The sequence below is a fragment of the Streptomyces sp. F001 genome, from assembly GCF_004187715.1.
Classification (GTDB): Bacteria; Actinomycetota; Actinomycetes; order Streptomycetales; family Streptomycetaceae; genus Streptomyces; species Streptomyces flavusporus.
The window spans coordinates 26990-44150 of record NZ_QZWF01000008.1 but is presented as its reverse complement, the minus strand read 5'-3'; the positions used below and the strand labels follow the sequence as shown (position 1 = coordinate 44150).

Sequence of the window (17161 nt, the reverse complement as noted above, 5' to 3'; positions counted from 1 at the left end):
GAGGGCTGGGCGGGTCACTGGGTGTCAGCCGCCGTCCTGGTGCGGATGGATGAGGAGCAGGGCGATGTCGTCGCCGTGGGATGCCGACCGCTGGGCGTGGTGGACGAGGATCTCGGCGAGGGCGTCCATGCTGTGCCCCCGGGACTGGGCGAGCTGGTCGGCGAGGCCGGCGATGGCCTCGCCGAGGTCGGTGCCGGGGGTTTCGACGAGGCCGTCGGTGTACAGGGCGAGCACGGCGCCGGGTGGCAGGGGGATATCGGTCGTCGGGTAGTCGGCGGCCGGATCGATGCCCAGCAGGAGTCCGGGCGGCAGGTCGAGGACCTCGGTGTGCCCGTCGGGGTAGCACAGCAGCGGCGGGGGGTGGCCGGCGCTGGCCAGGTGGGCGCGGTGGCGCGCCAGGTCGAGGTGGGCGTAGAGGCAGCTGGTGAACAGGCCGGGGTCCAGGTCGGTGAGCAGACGGTTGGTGCGGGCCAGGACCTCGCCGGGGGGTGCGCCGGCGGTGGCGTGGACGGCGGTGCGGACCTGCCCCATGAGGGCGGCGGCGTTCACGTTGTGGCCCTGGACGTCGCCGATGGCCGCGGCGGCGGTCGCCTCGTCGAGGCAAATGAGGTCGTAGAAGTCGCCGCCGATGTCGATGCCGCGGGCGGTGGGGAGGTAGCGGGCGGCCACGTCCAGGCCGGGGATGCGGGGAGGGCCTGGGCAGCAGGGCGGTCTGCAAGCTGTGGGCGAGCTGGTGTTTGGCGTCGTAGAGGTGGGCCCGGTCCAGAGCCTGGGCGACCAGTCCGGCGGTGGAGGTGAGGATGGCCCGTTCCTCCGGGGCGAAGGGGTGGGGCCGGGCGTAGGCGAGTACCAGCGAGCCGACGGGCGGCGGAGGTGATCAGGGGCAGAAAGGCCCAGGCGCCCATCTCGTCCTGCCGGACGGCGGGGGGATAGGCGCGTTTGAGGTCCTCGAAGGTGGCGAAGAAGCTGGGGATGCCGGTGGTCAGGACGTGCACGGCGGGGGTGTCCGAGGTCAGGGGGAGGGCGTCGAAACGATCCATGAGCTCGGCGGCATAGCCGCGGTAGCCGATGATCCGCAGCCGGCCCTCCTGCGTCGTCATCAGGGCGAGGGCCTGGGCGCCGAAGGCGGGCAGGAGCTGGTCGGCGACCCGGTCGACCACGTCCCGCACCCCGACGGCCTCGGTGAGCGTGGCCGCCAGGTGCAGCAGGTGGTAGAGCGCGGTCGTCCGGCCCGGGACGTCGGGGGCAGCGGGGTGCAGCACCCCTGAAGCGTCCGGGCCATGGGCCGTGGCGGTGGGGGTGATGCGGACGCTGATACCGGATGGGTCCGGGTAGAGGCGGAAGAACAGCCAGTGGTCCGGTGGGCGCAGGACGGTGAAGGAGGTGGGCTGGCGGCTGAAGACCGCGGCCCGGTAGCGGTCTTCGACGACCGGGTCGTCCAGCCACGGCAGGGCCTCCCAGGGCCGGGCGCCCAACAGGCCGGGGACGTCGGCTCCGAGGAGGTCGGCGGCGGCGGAGGTGAGGAAGGTGATCCGGCCCTCCGTGTTCAGCGCGCAGCAGCCTCCGGGCAGGCGCTCGGCGAAGTCGGCCGCGGCCGTCTCCCGGACCGGCTCGGGGGTGCGGGAGCGCAGCGGGGGGACCACTCGTGGCTCGGGCTCGGGCAGCACCGGGTGGCCACCGTCGGTGGCCTGCTGCAGGAGCAGACCCAGGCGGTGGCAGCAGGCAAAGAGCGCATCGCGCTCCTGCGGGGGCAGCTGCGGCGGGTGCGAGCCGGGCCACCGCAGCACCAGGCCGCCCCACACGGTGGTGTCGGTGGTGATCGGTGCGGCGGCCACCGCCAAGTGGTAGGGCAGCACGAGCGCGGACTGCGGGTAGCAGCGCGCCAGCTCTTCCTGGCTGCCGAGCCACACCAGGCGCCGCTCGCGCACCGCGTCGGCCACCGGGACCGGGGCGGTGAGCCGCACCTGCGCCCACGGGGCGATGAGCTCCGGTGAGTCCCCGCTGAGCACCGCCAGCCGCAGCACCCACTCGCCCGGCGGCAGCAGATACACAAAGCCCGCAGACGCGTCGGTCTCCGAGACGACCCGGGCCAGAGCGAGGGCCACCAGCTCCGGGCCGAAGCTCGCGGCAGCGACGAAGCCGGCAGGGTCCTGCACGCTCTCACCTTCCCCCGGGCCGTACCGACCGCTCCTGCGACGGCGCACCGCCCTGGCCGCACCGAGTACCACACATATGCGGACAATACGCCCACCGCACAGGAGCGACACCCTGGCGAGAAGGTAGCCCCGACAGCCGACATGTCACGCGACCGCGAGGCCTGCTGCCCCTCGTGCAAGGGGTGCCTGGACCCGGGGTGCCCGGACACGGCACCCCTGCGCCACGCGTCTCCCTACTGCTGCTTCAACTCCGCCAGCACCTGGTGCAGGGGCTCCGTGGCCCTGCGGCGGTACTCCTGGATCGACCAGCCGTTGCCGTCGGGGTCCTTGAAGTACATGAACGTCGCGCCGTCGTCGGGGGAGTACTGGACCGGCTCGGAGATCTCCAGGCCCCGTTCGACCAGTTCCGCGCGGGCCGCCTTGATGTCGGCGACGCAGAGCTGAAGGCCCTGGTAGGAGCCGGGCTCGGGCTTTGTCTCGCCCTTGGTCAGGTCCCAGATGCTGTCGCCGAGCGCGATCGAACAGCCCGAGCCCGGAGGCGTCAGCTGGACGATGCGCATGCCCGGCATGACTTCCTGGTCGATGTCGACGTGGAAGCCCACTCGGTCCCGGTAGAAGTCGCGCGCCCGGTCGATGTCGGTCACGGGCAGCGGAATCACTTCGAGCGTGAAGTCCATTGCTGTTCCTCCAAGTTGAATCGCCAACGGGTCTGGCTGAACGGCTCTCCCTTACCGAAGCCGAAAACCGTGCGCGGCGCCACCGAGTAGACGTAGGCGTGTCCCGCACCGTGCCGGAAGCAGCCGTCCGCCACGTCGAAGTGCCAGACGCTGCCGTACTTCGCCTCCCACGCGGCGGCCAGCTCGCACAGCCGGGCGTCGTCGGTGATCCGCACCGCCTCGCCCTCGACCACCAGGTCGTATCCCTTGTTCCAGGTGTTGGTGCCGGTGGTGAGCACGACGTGCGGGTTCGCGGCGAGGTTCTGGGCCTTGCGCTCCTCGGGGCCGGTACAGAAGTGCAGCCGGCCGTCCGACCAGACGGCGAGCAGAGGGGCCACATGGGGCCGCCCGTCGGGGCGTACCGTCGAGATCCAGAACAGCTCGGACCCGGCGAGCAGCGCCTCGGCCTCCGACCAGGGGGTCGCGGTGGCCGCCTCGCCGCTGTAGCGCTGGTCGAGACGGGTCTGTGGTTGCTTGGCGATCATGAGCTGCCTCCTGAAGGTCCTCGACAGGGCAGACCCCGTACGCCCGCGGAACTCATCGGCGCCCCACGCGGGCAGTCCGGTTAGGCTCGGCTCGTACCACGTTGACCTGGACGGGAGGGCGAGGATGACGCCGGGGCGCAGAAGCAGTACCTTCACGCGGCTGCTGCGGCACGGCTTCACCGATCCCGCCGCCGCCGAGCGGCTCCTGTCCGCAGCAGAGCTCGCAGGCCTGCGCGACGACCCGGTGCTGCTGGAGGCGCTGGGCGCCACCGCCGACCCGGACCTGGCCCTGCACGGTCTGGTACGCCTGCTGGAGGCCCAGCCCGCCCCCACCGCACGCCGTGAACTGCTCGACACCCTGACCGCGTCCAAGCCGCTGCGCGACCGTCTCCTCGGTGTGCTCGGCGCCTCGGCCGCCCTCGCCGACCACCTCGCCCGGCACGCCGGCGACTGGCAGGCCCTCGTCACCTACGAGCCGCGGGACCTGCACCCCGGAGTGGCGGAGTTCGAGCGGGGCCTGGCCGAGGCCACCGACCCCGTCACCCTGCGCGTCGCCTACCGGCGCTGTCTGCTGTCCATCGCCGCGCGGGACGTGTGCGGCACGATCGACGTCGCCCAGACCGCGGCCGAGCTCGCCGACCTGGCCACCGCCACCCTGCGCGCCGCCCTCGGCATCGCCCGCGCCGCTGCGCCCGACGACGCCGCGCTGTGCCGGCTCGCCGTCATCGCGATGGGCAAGTGCGGCGGCCACGAGCTGAACTACGTCTCCGACGTCGACGTCATCTTCGTCGGCGAGGCCGTCGAAGGAGCCGACGAGGGCAAGGCGCTGCGTGCCGCGACCCGGCTCGCCTCGCACATGATGCGGATCTGCTCCGAGACCACCGTCGAGGGTTCCATCTGGCCCGTCGACGCCAATCTCCGCCCCGAGGGCCGCAACGGACCGCTGGTCCGCACCCTCAGCAGCCACCTCGCCTACTACCAACGCTGGGCCAAGACCTGGGAGTTCCAGGCCCTGCTCAAGGCCCGCCCGGTCGCCGGTGACATCGAACTCGGCGAGGAGTACGTCACCGCCCTCGAGCCGCTGGTGTGGCAGGCCGCCGAGCGCGAGAACTTCGTCGCCGATGTGCAGAAGATGCGTCGGAGGGTCGTCGAGAACATCCCCGTCGCCGAGGTCGAGCGCGAACTGAAGCTGGGCCCGGGCGGCCTGCGGGACGTCGAGTTCGCCGTACAGCTGCTGCAGTTGGTGCACGGGCGGGCGGATGTCTCGCTCCGGAGCGGGACGACGCTGGCTGCGTTGCAGGCGCTGGCCGCGGGCGGGTACGTGGGGCGGGCGGACGCCGCGCAACTGGAGGCCGCGTACCGCTTCCTGCGCTCCATGGAGCACCGCATCCAGCTCTACCGGCTGCGCCGTACCCACCTCGTCCCCGAGGACGAGGCCGACCAGCGGCGCCTCGGCCGCTCCCTCGGCCTGCGCACGGACCCGGTCGGCGAGCTGAACCGGGAGTGGAAGCGGCACGCCGCCGTCGTGCGACGCCTGCACGAGAAGATCTTCTACCGGCCGCTGCTCGACGCGGTCGCCCAACTCGCCCCCGGCGAGGCCCGGTTGAGCCCCGAGGCGGCCCGCGCACGGCTGGTCGCGCTGGGCTACGCCGACCCGGCCGCCGCCCTGCGCCACCTGGAGGCGCTGGCTTCCGGCGTCACCCGCAAGGCCGCGATCCAGCGCACCCTGCTTCCCGTGCTGCTCGGCTGGTTCGCGGACTCCGCCGACCCGGACGCCGGCCTGCTCAACTTCCGCAAGGTGTCGGACGCGTTGGGCAAGACGCCCTGGTATCTGCGGCTGCTGCGGGACGAGGGTGCGGCGGCGGAGAACCTCGCCCGGGTGCTGTCCGCCGGCCGGCTCGCCCCCGATCTGCTGATGCGGGCCCCGGAGGCCGTGGCGCTGCTCGGCGACAGCGACGGCGGGGGACTTCAGCCCCGGTCGCGGGCCCACCTGGAGCAGGAGATCCTCGCGGCCGTCGGCCGGGCCGAGGGCGGTGAGCAGGCGGTCACCGCGGCCCGTGGGGTACGGCGCCGGGAGCTGTTCCGTATCGCCGCCGCCGACATCGTCGGCTCCTACGGCACCGAGGCCCAGCCGGTCGAGGCCGACCAGGGGGCGCTGGTGGACCGGGTCGGCGGCGCGGTGTCCGACCTGACGGCGGCGACGCTGGCCGGGACGCTGCGGGCTGTGGTCCGGGAGAGCTGGGGCGACACCCTGCCGACCCGGTTCGCGGTGATCGGCATGGGCCGGTTCGGCGGGCACGAGCTGGGCTACGGCTCCGACGCGGACGTGCTGTTCGTGCACGAGCCGCAGGAGGGGGTCGGCGAACGGGAGGCAGCCGAGGCCGCGGGCCGGGTCGTCGCCGAGATGCGCCGCCTGCTGCAGGTCCCGAGCTCCGACCCGCCGCTGCTGATCGACGCGGACCTGCGGCCCGAGGGCAAGTCGGGACCGCTGGTGCGGACGCTGAAGTCGTACGAGGCGTACTACCGCCGCTGGTCCCTGGTCTGGGAGTCGCAGGCGCTGCTGCGGGCCGAACCGGTGGCCGGCGACGAGGACCTGGGGCGCCGGTTCATCGAGCTGATCGATCCGCTGCGGTATCCGGAGCAGGGGCTGTCGGAGGAGGCCGTACGGGAGATCCGGCGGCTCAAGGCGCGAATGGAGTCGGAACGGTTGCCCCGGGGCGCCGACCCCAAGCTGCACACCAAGATCGGGCCGGGCGGGCTGTCCGACGTGGAGTGGACCGTGCAGTTGCTGCAGATGCGGCACGGGTGGCAGGAATCGGGGCTGCGCACGACCCGCACCCGCCAGGCTCTGGCAGCCGCGCGCGAGGCCGGCCTGGTGTCCGCCGAGGACGCGGCGACCCTCGACGAGGCGTGGGTGCTGGCCACCCGGGTGCGTAACGCCGTGATGCTGGTCCGCGGACGCGCCGGGGACACCTTCCCCTCGGACCCCCGTGAACTGGCCGCGGTCGGCCGCTACCTGGGGTACGGGCCGGGCCACGTGGGCGACATGCTGGACGCGTACCGGCGTACGGCACGCAGGGCGCGGGGCGTGGTGGAGGAGCTGTTCTACGGGGCGTGAGCCCGGGTGCGGGGGCCGGGCACCTCTTGCGGCCGGGAGTCACCCGGGCCCGCCGGCCGGGAGTCGTCCGGACCCGCCGACCGCGAATCGTCCGGGCCCGCCCGCCGGGAGCCCCCCGATCCGCTCGCGACCCGGCGCGGCAGCGCGTACGGCCATGATCCGTACCACACCCGCGCCAGCGCGTAGCCGAAGCCGAGGCACAGGATGCCGCCGACGGCGTCGAGCCAGAAGTGGTTGGCGGTGGCGACGATCACCACCAGGGTGAGCGCCGGGTACAGCAGCCCCAGCACCCGCACCCACGGAACCGTCGCCAGCGCGAAGATCGTCAGCCCGCTCCACACGGACCAGCCGATGTGCATGGACGGCATCGCGGCGTACTGGTTGGACATGTTCTTCAGGTCGCCGGAGGCCATCGAACCCCAGGTCTGATGGACCATGACGGTGTCGATGAAGTCGGCGCTGTTCATCAACCGCGGCGGCGCCAGCGGATACAGGTAGTAACCGACCAGGGCCACGCCCGTCGTCGCGAAGAGGACCAGCCGCGTCGCCGCGTAACGCCCGGGATGGCTGCGGTACAGCCACACCAGCACGCCCAGCGTCACCACGAAGTGCAGCGTCGCGTAGTAGTAGTTCATGCTGACGATGAGCCAGGTCACCGAGTTGGCGGCATGATTGACGGACTGCTCCACGGCGATACCGAGCTGTTGCTCGGCCTTCCAGATCCAGTCGGCGTTGCGCAGCGCTTCGGCCTTCTGCTCCGGGACCGCGTTGCGGATCAGCGAGTACGTCCAGTAACTCACCGCGATCAGCAGGATCTCGAACCACAGGCGGGGTCGGCGCGGTGCGCGCAGCCGGTGCAGGATGCCCCGCCCGGTTTCGTCCGCGACGGGATGCGGAAGGACTCTTTCCCGGCCTTCCTGTGTCGTCACGGTCGTGTCACCCATGGGCACAGAGTCTGCCAGAAAAGATTTCCGGCTCCGATCATCCCCTGGTCGGGTTCAGGACGCACGTTCTACGACGGGAAGAGGCAGGCGACTCGTACCCGTGCACTAGCGGTAGCGACCGGTTCTCCGCCTTACGGACGATTCCGGTCCCCAGGGGCCGAAGCGGTCGAACCGCGCACCACCAACTCCGGCATGAACACGAACTCGCTGTGCGGCGCCGGCGTCCCGCCGATCTCCTCCAGCAGCGTGCGCACCGCAGCCTGACCCATCGCCGGGACCGGCTTGCGGACCGTGGTCAGGGGCGGGTCGGTGAAGGCGATCAGGGGGGAGTCGTCGAAGCCCACGACCGAGATGTCCTTCGGGACGTCCAGGCCGAGCTGCCGGGCCGCTCGTATGGCACCGAGCGCCATCATGTCGCTGGCGCACACCACCGCCGTGCAGTCCCGGCCGATCAGTGCCGTGGCGGCTGCCTGACCGCCCTCGAGGGTGTAGAGGGAGTGCTGGATGAGGTCCGTCTCGACGGTCTGCGGGCTGAGGCCCAGCTGGTCCTGCATCGCCCGGACAAAACCCTCGATCTTCCGTTGCACCGGAACGAAACGCTTCGGGCCGAGCGCCAGGCCGATCCGGGTGTGGCCCAGCGACGCCAGATGCGTGACGGCCAGGGTCATCGCCGCCCGGTCGTCGGGCGAGATGAACGGCGCCTGCACCTTGGGGGAGAAGCCGTCGACCAGTACGAACGGCACGCCCTGGGCGCGCAGCTGCTCGTAGCGCTGCATGTCGGCGGTGGTGTCCGCATGGAGGCCGGAGACGTAGATGATGCCGGCGACGCCGCGGTCGACGAGCATCTCCGTGAGCTCGTCCTCGGTCGAGCCGCCGGGGGTCTGGGTGGCGAGGACCGGGGTGTAGCCCTGCCGGGTCAGCGCCTGACCGATGACCTGCGCCAGGGCAGGGAATATCGGGTTCTCCAGTTCCGGGGTGATCAGGCCCACCAGACCGGCGCTGCGCTGCCGCAGCCGTACCGGACGCTCGTAGCCGAGGACGTCCAGCGCGGCCAGCACGGACTGGCGGGTGGTGGCGGCGACGCCCGGCTTCCCGTTGAGGACGCGGCTGACGGTCGCTTCGCTCACCCCCGCCTGAGCAGCGATGTCGGCAAGCCGTGTGGTCACGGCACTGGACTGTACCGGCCGTATGTCGCCTTGCACACCAATCGGACGCCGGGTGCGGGCGGTCGACCGGCGCGCTGCGGGTTGCTGCGGCATGGCGTCCCTTCGTGAAACGGATGGCAAGAGCTTGCAGAGTCTTGCACAACACGGTCCGTGCCCGCTCAACCCCGTAGAACAACGGTCTCACAGCGGTCGACGGCAGGTCACGCGCGGATAACTTCGGTGATGCCTTGCACTTTTTTTCTGCAAGGTCTTTCGCAACGCTTACATCGCTGTTACGTTCACGTCGCCCGGCGGCCGCAACGGCGCAGTCGGCAAGTCGACAGGGGCGGTAGACGGGACCGCATCCTGAGCACTCGGGCTTTCACCCTCAAGGAGAACTCATGCGGCGTGGCATAGCGGCCACCGCGCTGGTGGCGTCCCTCGCCCTCGCGGCGACGGCCTGCGGCGGAGACGACAGCGGAGACTCGGCCGACGGTCCGGTCACCATCACCTGGTGGGACACTTCCAACGCCACGAATGAGGCGCCGACGTACCAGGCCTTGGTCAAGGAGTTCGAGGCCGCCAACAAGGACATCAAGGTCAAGTACGTCAACGTGCCCTTCGACCAGGCGCAGAACAAGTTCGACACGGCCGCCGGCTCCAAGGGTGCCCCGGACGTGCTGCGCTCCGAGGTCGGCTGGACCCCCGCCTTCGCCAAGAAGGGCTTCTTCCTGCCGCTGGACGGCACCGAGGCCCTCGCCGAGGAGGGCAAGTTCCAGCCCAGCCTGATCGAGCAGGCCCAGTACGAGGGCAAGACCTACGGCGTCCCCTTCACCACGGACACCCTCGCGCTGGTCTACAACAAGGACCTCTTCGAGAAGGCCGGTGTCGAGGCCCCGAAGACCTGGGACGACCTGAAGAAGGCCGCCGCCACCATCAAGGACAAGACCGGCGTCGACGGCTACTGGGGCACCACCCAGTCCTACTACGCCCAGTCCTTCCTCTACGGCGAGGGCACCGACACCGTCGACGCCGACGCCAAGAAGATCACCGTGAACTCGCCCGAGGCCAAGAAGGCGTACGGCACCTGGCTGGACCTCTTCGACGGCAAGGGCCTGCACAAGGCCGACACCACCGCCGACGCCTACGCCCACATCCAGGACGCGTTCGTCAACGGCAAGGTCGCCTCGATCATCCAGGGCCCCTGGGAGATCACCAACTTCTACAAGGGCTCCGCGTTCAAGGACAAGGAGAACCTCGGGATCGCCACCGTCCCGGCCGGCTCCACCGGCAAGGCGGGCGCCCCGACCGGCGGCCACAACCTCTCCGTCTACGCCGGCTCCGACGAGGCGCACCAGCAGGCCGCGCTGAAGTTCGTGAACTTCATGACCTCGGCGAAGGCCCAGGAGACCATCGCCCTGAAGAACAACACGCTCCCCACGCGTGACGACGCCTACACCGCCGAGGTCAAGGCCGACCCGGGCATCGCCGGCTACCAGGGCGTCCTGGCCGCCGCCCAGCCGCGCCCGGCACTGCCCGAGTACGGCTCGCTGTGGGGCCCGCTCGACGACGAGCTGCTCGCTGTCGCCGGCGGCAAGAAGTCCCTGGACGAGGGGCTCGCCAGCGCCGAGACCTCGATCGCCAAGCTGGTTCCGGACTTCAGCAAGTGACCCCGACCGGCCGTCGGATCCTCCTGACTCATGGGGGGAAGGATCCGGCGGCCGTCGGCCTGTGCGCCGTACCCCCTGATCTGCAGACCCTCACAAAGGTTGTCGAACCATGACAGTCGCCATCGATCGAGCGACCGGAAAGCGCCTCGGTGACCGCGGGCCCTGGCCCGGTCCGGTCCAGCGCCTGAGGCGCAGCTACCAGAAGTACTGGTACGCCTACGCGATGATCGCCCCCGTGGTCCTCGTGCTGGGCGTCCTCGTGCTGTATCCGCTGGCGTACGGCTTCTATCTCACCCTCACCGACGCCAACAGCCTCAACACGGCCCGCACCATCGGCGTCAACGAGATCGAGGCCACCTACAAGTTCATCGGCTTCGACAACTACGCCGACATCCTGTGGGGCGAGACCGCCTACGACCGTTTCTGGTCGCACTTCATCTGGACGATCGTGTGGACGGCCGCCTGTGTCGCTCTGCACTACACCATCGGTCTCGGCCTCGCCCTGCTGCTCAACCAGAAGCTGCGCGGCCGGACCTTCTACCGGCTGATCCTGGTCCTGCCCTGGGCCGTGCCCACCTTCGTCACCGTCTTCGGCTGGCGTTTCATGCTCGCCGACGGCGGCATCCTCAACTCCGGCCTGGAGGCCCTGCACCTGCCGACGCCGCAGTGGCTGGAGGACACCTTCTGGCAGCGGTTCGCCGCGATCATGGTCAACACCTGGTGCGGTGTGCCGTTCATGATGGTCTCGCTGCTCGGCGGGCTGCAGTCGATCGACTCCACGCTGTACGAGGCCGCCGAGATGGACGGCGCGAACGCCTGGCAGCGGTTCCGGTACGTCACCCTGCCGGGCCTGAGGTCGGTCAGCTCCACCGTCGTCCTGCTCGGCGTGATCTGGACCTTCAACCAGTTCGCCGTGATCTTCCTGCTCTTCGGCAACACTGCGCCGGACGCCCAGATTCTTGTCACCTGGGCGTATTACCTGGGCTTCGGACAGCAGCCGCGTGACTTCGCTCAGTCCGCCGCCTACGGCATCCTGCTGCTGGCCATCCTGATCGTCTTCACCTCCTTCTACCGCCGCTGGCTGAACCGCAATGAGCAGCAGCTCGCGATCTGAGGCAGGAGTCCCCATGAGCACCACGACCGTTCAGAAGTCCGCCACCGCGGACCAGGCCCCCGCCCCCGCCGCGCCCGGCAGAACGCGCCGGCGCGGAGAGCGCAGCCTTCTCGGGACCCTCACCTCGCACGGCATCCTGACCGTCGCGAGCCTGATCGCGCTGTTCCCGATCGCCTGGCTGGTCTTCCTGTCCCTCGGCCCGGACAAGGACGACTACCTCCACCCCGAGCGCATCTGGTCGAAGATGACCTTCGACAACTACTCCTTCGTGCTCCAGGAGACGAACTTCTTCGACTGGCTGAAGAGCTCGCTGGTCGTCTCCCTCGGCACCACGGTCATCGGCGTCCTCATCGCCGCCACCACCGGCTACGCGGTCTCCCGCATGCGCTTTCCCGGGTACAAGAAGTTCATGTGGGTGCTGCTGGTCACCCAGATGTTCCCGGTGGCCGTCCTGATGGTGCCGATGTACCAGATCCTGTCGGAGCTCCAGCTCATCGACACCTACCTCGGCCTGATCCTGGTCTACTGCTCCACCGCCGTGCCGTACTGCGCCTGGCTGATGAAGGGCTACTTCGACACCATCCCCTTCGAGATAGACGAGGCCGGCCGCGTCGACGGACTGTCCCCCTTCGGCACCTTCCTGCGCCTGATCCTGCCGCTCGCCCGGCCGGGCCTCGCGGTGGCGGCCTTCTACAGCTTCATCACCGCCTTCGGTGAGGTCGCCTTCGCCACGACGTTCCTGCTGGACGACGAGAAGTACACCTTCGCCGTCGGTCTGCAGAGCTTCGTCAGCGAGCACGACGCCCAGCGCAACCTGATGGCCGCGACCGCGGTGCTGATCGCCATACCGGTGTCCGCGTTCTTCTACCTCGTACAGAAGAACCTGGTGACCGGCCTCACCGCCGGCGGAACCAAGGGCTGAGCCCGCTCCGACTCCCGCGCCCTGTCCGCGCGGGTGGCGGCCGCGGTGTCCTTCCGACCCCGCCGGCACCGCGGCCGCCTCGTCACCCGCCGCCCACCCCGCACGCCAGATGACCCGACCTCCGTTACGTATAGGACGCCATGAGCCAGCACTCCGCCGACCCGGCCGAAACCTCCGCTGTCGCCACCGTCACCAAGCGCCGCGACTGGTGGCGCGACGCGGTGATCTACCAGGTCTATCCGCGCAGCTTCGCCGACAGCAACGGCGACGGCATGGGCGACCTGGACGGCGTACGCTCCCGACTCCCGTACCTGCGCGACCTCGGCGTGGACGCCGTGTGGCTCAGCCCCTTCTACGCCTCGCCGCAGGCCGACGCCGGCTACGACGTCGCCGACTACCGGGCCGTCGACCCCATGTTCGGCTCGCTGCTCGACGCGGACTCGCTGATCCGCGACGCCCATGAGCTGGGCCTGCGCATCATCGTCGACCTCGTCCCGAACCACTCCTCCGACCAGCACGAATGGTTCAAGCGGGCGCTCCGGGAGGGCCCCGGCTCCCCGCTGCGCGACCGCTACCACTTCCGTCCCGGCAAGGGCAAGAACGGCGAACTCCCGCCCAACGACTGGGAGTCCATCTTCGGCGGTCCGGCGTGGACCCGCGTCCCGGACGGCGAGTGGTACCTGCACCTCTTCGCACCGGAGCAGCCCGACTTCAACTGGGAGCACCCGGCGGTCGGGGACGAGTTCCGCTCCATCCTGCGGTTCTGGCTCGACATGGGCGTGGACGGCTTCCGTATCGACGTCGCCCACGGCCTGGTCAAGGCCGAGGGCCTGCCGGACCTGGGCTCCCACGACCAGGTGAAGCTGCTGGGCAACGATGTCATGCCGTTCTTCGACCAGGACGGCGTGCACGCCATCTACCGCCAGTGGCGCACGATCCTGGACGAGTACGCGGGCGAGCGCATCTTCGTCGCCGAGGCCTGGACCCCCACCGTCGAGCGCACCGCCCACTACGTCCGCCCCGACGAACTGCACCAGGCCTTCAACTTCCAGTACCTGAGCACCGACTGGGACGCGAAGGAACTGCGCACCGTCATCGACCGCACCCTGGAGGCGATGCGCCCCGTCGGCGCCCCCGCCACCTGGGTCCTGTCCAACCACGACGTCACCCGGCACGCCACCCGCTTCGCCAACCCGCCCGGCCTCGGCACCCAGATCCGTACGGCCGGCGACCGCGAACTGGGCCTGAAGCGGGCCCGGGCCGCCACCCTGCTGATGCTGGCCCTGCCCGGCTCGGCGTACATCTACCAGGGCGAGGAACTCGGCCTGCCGGACGTCGTCGACCTGCCCGACGAGGTGCGCCAGGACCCCGCGTACTTCCGCGGCGCGGGCCAGGACGGCTTCCGCGACGGCTGCCGGGTGCCGATCCCCTGGACACGCACGGGATCGTCGTACGGCTTCGGCAGCGGCGGCAGCTGGCTGCCCCAGCCGGACGGGTGGGGCGAGCTGAGCGTCGAGGCGCAGCAGGGGGTGCCGGGTTCGACGCTGGAGCTGTACCGCACCGCGCTCGCCGTGCGCCGTGCCCAGTCCGACCTCGGCGCGGGCGATGTGGTCGAGTGGCTGAAGGCGCCCGAGGGCGTCCTCGCCTTCCGGCGCGGGGAGTTCGTGTGCGTCGCGAACACCACCGGGGAGTCGGTGACCGCTCCGGCGCACGGCCGGCTGCTGCTGGCCAGCGATGAGGTGTCCGAGGCGGACGGCGAGGTGAAGGTGCCCGCCGACACGACGGTGTGGTGCACGACCGCCTGACGGCCGCGGCCGGGCCGGTCCTGACGGCCCGTCGCAAGATTTTTCATTGAAGTTCGTACGGCCCGCTGCCCTTTCGGGCGGCGGGCCTTTAACATCTGCGTCACCGCAAGATGGCTGAAAGATTTCAGCAAGAACCTTCAACGGTGAAGGAACCCCCACATGGCACGCAGAACCCTCTCCGGGGCCGCCGCCCTCGCGGCCGCCGCCCTTGTCATGAACCCAACCGCGGCGCCGACCGCACAGGCCGCTCCGCCCGGAACCAAGGACGTCACGGCCGTCCTCTTCGAGTGGAACTTCGCCTCGGTCGCCCGCGAGTGCACCAACACCCTCGGCCCCGCCGGCTACGGCTACGTGCAGGTCTCCCCGCCCGCCGAACACATACAGGGCGCGCAGTGGTGGACCTCGTACCAGCCGGTGAGCTACAGGATCGCCGGCCGGCTGGGCGACCGCACCGCCTTCCAGAACATGGTGAACACCTGCCACGCGGCCGGGGTCAAGGTCGTCGTCGACACGGTCATCAACCACATGTCGGCGGGCAGCGGCACCGGCACCGGCGGCTCGTCGTACTCGAAGTACAACTACCCCGGCCTGTACTCGTCGCCCGACTTCGACGACTGCACGAGCCAGATCAGCAACTACCAGGACCGCTGGAACGTCCAGCACTGCGAACTGGTGGGCCTCGCCGACCTGGACACGAGCGAGTCCTACGTCCGCGGCGCCATCGCCGGCTACATGAACGATCTCCTCTCGCTCGGCGTGGACGGCTTCCGCATCGACGCGGCCAAGCACATGGACACGGCCGATCTGGCGAACATCAAGTCCCGGCTGAGCAACCCGTCGGTGTACTGGAAGCAGGAGGTCATCTACGGCAGCGGGGAGGCCGTCCAGCCGACGGAGTACACCGGCAACGGCGACGTGCAGGAGTTCCGGTACGCGTACGACCTCAAGCGGGTCTTCAACAACGAGAACCTCGCCTACCTGAAGAACTACGGCGAGGGCTGGGGTTACATGAACAGTGGCGTCTCCGGTGTCTTCGTCGACAACCACGACACCGAGCGCAATGGCTCCACCCTGAACTACAAGGACGGCGCCAACTACACCCTGGCCAACGTCTTCATGCTGGCCTGGCCGTACGGTGCCCCCGACATCAACTCCGGTTACGAGTTCACCGACCACGACGCGGGCCCGCCCAACGGCGGCCAGGTCAACGCCTGTTGGCAGGACGGCTGGAAGTGCCAGCACAACTGGCCCGAGATCAAGTCCGTGGTCGCCTTCCGCAACGCCACGCGCGGTGAGGCCGTCACCAACTGGTGGGACAACGGGGGCGACGCGATCGCGTTCGGGCGGGGCAGCAAGGGGTTCGTGGCCATCAACCACGAGTCGGGCTCGCTGAGCCGGACGTACCAGACGTCGCTGCCGGCGGGGACGTACTGCAATGTGCAGAACAACACCACGGTGACGGTGAATGGTTCCGGCCAGCTCACCGCGACGCTGGGCGCCAACACGGCGCTGGCGGTGTATGCGGGCAAGTCCAGCTGCTGAACGGTTAGTCGGGGGCGGCTGATGTCGGCCGCCCCTCCGGCGCAAGGGATTGACGGTAGTCGCCTGTAGCGGCACAGGTCCGCTGCAAGTCCGAGGAAAGCTGGGCAGTTGCGGGGGGCCGCTCGTAGCGGGGCTGAGTCGCTTCCCAGACGCTGGCCTCGTTCACGAAGCGACGGTGCTGGTCGCAGCCATCAACGACTGGCTGTGACCAGCACCTCTAGGCACCGGCAGGGCGGCGTGGTTCGCGCCACATCGCCCACAGCGCCGGCCCGTTCCCCGGCAGCCGCAGCTCCTCACGCACGGTGAAGCCGAAGCGCTCGTAAAAGGGCAGGTTGGACGGCTTGGAAGACTCCAGACAGGCGGGCAGACCCGCCGCGTCGGCCTTGGCCAGCCCCGAGCGCAGCAGAGCGGCGCAGGGCTGCGCAGCCCTGGCCGCCTTCCGAACCGGCCGTCCCAGAGGACGACGTCAGCACCCGCACTCTGGTGCGCGCCTACGTGCTGGCGCCGCACGAGCGAGCGAGCGCGGGCGCTGGCGGCACCGGCGTGGGATGCGCGGTGATCATGACGACGTACATGCCCCGCTGTGACCGTGGGCGGCGGCTCGGCGAGCACGGGAACCAGCTCCGCCGCACCCCTGCTGCTGCGGGGGCGCCTGCTCCCACGTAAAGGGGCCCCATGGCGACCGCAGGGCCAGGGTCGCACCCGAATGCCCCTCCCGTTGCGGACCGTAAGCCGCGGCCGGAGGGTTCCCCAGCAGGGTGCTGTCCCGCAATGTGGTGTAGGGGTCGGCCGAGCGGTTGATCAGCCGCAGATGTTGCAGATCTACGGCATGTGTAACACCCAGAGCCGGTACACCACTCCCGTGGAGACGGCCCCCGCGGGATCGTGTCCCATCAAGTGGTGCAGGGGCCGCCGTTTTCAGGCTTCCGTGCGCCGATGGAACATGTTCCGCCAGCGTTGCCGCACGACATGGCGTTTGCCTGCCGCCAATGGCGCGAGTGCCTTGCGTGCGGCGTGAAGCTCCTGATCCCGCCGGCTCCAGGTCAGAGCCATCGGCGATGTGCTGTTGCGATAGACAGCGGAGACAGCCCTCCATTGCTGGGAACCCAGAACCCTCGCGAGTGCGACCCGGTTGTCCGCCCAAATCTGCGCATTTGGAAGTCTCTGATGACCAGCCTGCGTATCGCTTTCCAGTTCAAGGTGAATCAAGTCGTCCTCGACCAGGCGGGCGGCTACGAGGCCATCGGCAAGCTTCTGACGAATCGCCGCGAGCCACCCCCACAACGTGGAGATCAACCCACCGACCACGACCCCGATCAGACCAAACCACGCAGCGCTCACCACGCCGACATAGAGGGCCGTTCGCTGCCGCGACCCCGCGAGTCGCGCACACAACGCACTTCCAGCTCCGTGGTGAAAGCTCTTGCTATCGATTTCAAGACCCTTGCTGAAAACTTGCGTTGGCGATACGGTCACGCCGGCGCCCGGCATCGAAGCCGTGCCGCGGCGTAGGGGTCGGACCCGATTGAGCCGTAATCGCAAGG

General features: G+C 69.9%; 11 protein-coding genes and 2 pseudogenes. 6 read left to right on the top strand and 7 right to left on the bottom strand.

Annotation, left to right across the window (positions count from 1 at the left end; genetic code table 11):
- Positions 1–24: 24 nt before the first annotated feature.
- The 3 genes and pseudogenes from StrepF001_RS26545 to StrepF001_RS26535 form a co-directional block, all read right to left on the bottom strand.
- A pseudogene (locus tag StrepF001_RS26545) lies at positions 25–2108 on the bottom strand (SpoIIE family protein phosphatase).
- A gap of 281 nt (positions 2109–2389) precedes the next feature.
- Positions 2390–2833, bottom strand: coding sequence for a VOC family protein (locus StrepF001_RS26540; protein ID WP_129800749.1), 444 nt, complete (start codon positions 2831–2833; stop codon positions 2390–2392).
- Positions 2812–3357 carry a pyridoxamine 5'-phosphate oxidase family protein gene (locus StrepF001_RS26535; RefSeq protein WP_129800748.1) on the bottom strand — a complete coding sequence of 182 codons (546 nt, stop codon included), beginning with the start codon at positions 3355–3357 and terminating at the stop codon, positions 2812–2814. The genes StrepF001_RS26540 and StrepF001_RS26535 overlap by 22 nt, the downstream gene beginning before the upstream one ends.
- 124 nt (positions 3358–3481) lie before the next feature.
- On the opposite strand from StrepF001_RS26535, the gene StrepF001_RS26530 reads away from it, so the two are divergent.
- Positions 3482–6475 (top strand): bifunctional [glutamine synthetase] adenylyltransferase/[glutamine synthetase]-adenylyl-L-tyrosine phosphorylase, encoded by a 2994-nt coding sequence (locus StrepF001_RS26530; RefSeq protein WP_129800747.1) that lies wholly within the window; start codon positions 3482–3484, stop codon positions 6473–6475.
- Here StrepF001_RS26530 and StrepF001_RS26525 read toward each other — a convergent pair.
- Both StrepF001_RS26525 and StrepF001_RS26520 read right to left on the bottom strand, forming a co-directional pair.
- Positions 6463–7419: a phosphatase PAP2 family protein gene (locus tag StrepF001_RS26525; RefSeq protein WP_129800746.1), complete on the bottom strand. Its 957-nt coding sequence runs from the start codon at positions 7417–7419 to the stop codon at positions 6463–6465. The genes StrepF001_RS26530 and StrepF001_RS26525 overlap by 13 nt on opposite strands.
- Before the next feature lie 131 nt (positions 7420–7550).
- Positions 7551–8585 carry a LacI family DNA-binding transcriptional regulator gene (locus StrepF001_RS26520; RefSeq protein WP_129800745.1) on the bottom strand — a complete coding sequence of 345 codons (1035 nt, stop codon included), beginning with the start codon at positions 8583–8585 and terminating at the stop codon, positions 7551–7553.
- 380 nt (positions 8586–8965) lie between these two features.
- On the opposite strand from StrepF001_RS26520, the gene StrepF001_RS26515 reads away from it, so the two are divergent.
- From StrepF001_RS26515 to StrepF001_RS26495, 5 genes are all read left to right on the top strand, one after another.
- Positions 8966–10234, top strand: coding sequence for an extracellular solute-binding protein (locus tag StrepF001_RS26515; RefSeq protein WP_129800744.1), 1269 nt, complete (start codon positions 8966–8968; stop codon positions 10232–10234).
- A 109-nt stretch (positions 10235–10343) separates the two neighbouring features.
- A complete protein-coding gene (locus StrepF001_RS26510; RefSeq protein ID WP_129800743.1) occupies positions 10344–11348 on the top strand; it encodes a sugar ABC transporter permease in 1005 nt (334 codons plus the stop codon).
- Between the two features lie 13 nt (positions 11349–11361).
- The gene (locus StrepF001_RS26505) at positions 11362–12270 is read left to right on the top strand and encodes a sugar ABC transporter permease (RefSeq protein ID WP_129800742.1); all 909 of its coding nucleotides are present in this window, start codon (positions 11362–11364) and stop codon (positions 12268–12270) included.
- 140 nt (positions 12271–12410) lie between these two features.
- Entirely contained in the window at positions 12411–14075 is a 1665-nt protein-coding gene (locus StrepF001_RS26500; protein WP_129800741.1) for a glycoside hydrolase family 13 protein, read from the top strand.
- Between the two features lie 159 nt (positions 14076–14234).
- Positions 14235–15617, top strand: coding sequence for an alpha-amylase family protein (locus StrepF001_RS26495; RefSeq protein ID WP_129800740.1), 1383 nt, complete (start codon positions 14235–14237; stop codon positions 15615–15617).
- 217 nt (positions 15618–15834) lie between these two features.
- On the opposite strand, the pseudogene StrepF001_RS48295 reads toward StrepF001_RS26495, so the two are convergent.
- Together StrepF001_RS48295 and StrepF001_RS26485 are read right to left on the bottom strand one after the other, a co-directional pair.
- Positions 15835–16029, bottom strand: a pseudogene (locus tag StrepF001_RS48295) (GNAT family N-acetyltransferase); the annotation flags it as partial.
- Between the two features lie 506 nt (positions 16030–16535).
- Positions 16536–17108, bottom strand: a complete 573-nt coding sequence (locus tag StrepF001_RS26485; RefSeq protein WP_206306950.1) for a hypothetical protein — start codon at positions 17106–17108, stop codon at positions 16536–16538.
- Positions 17109–17161: the final 53 nt, after the last annotated feature.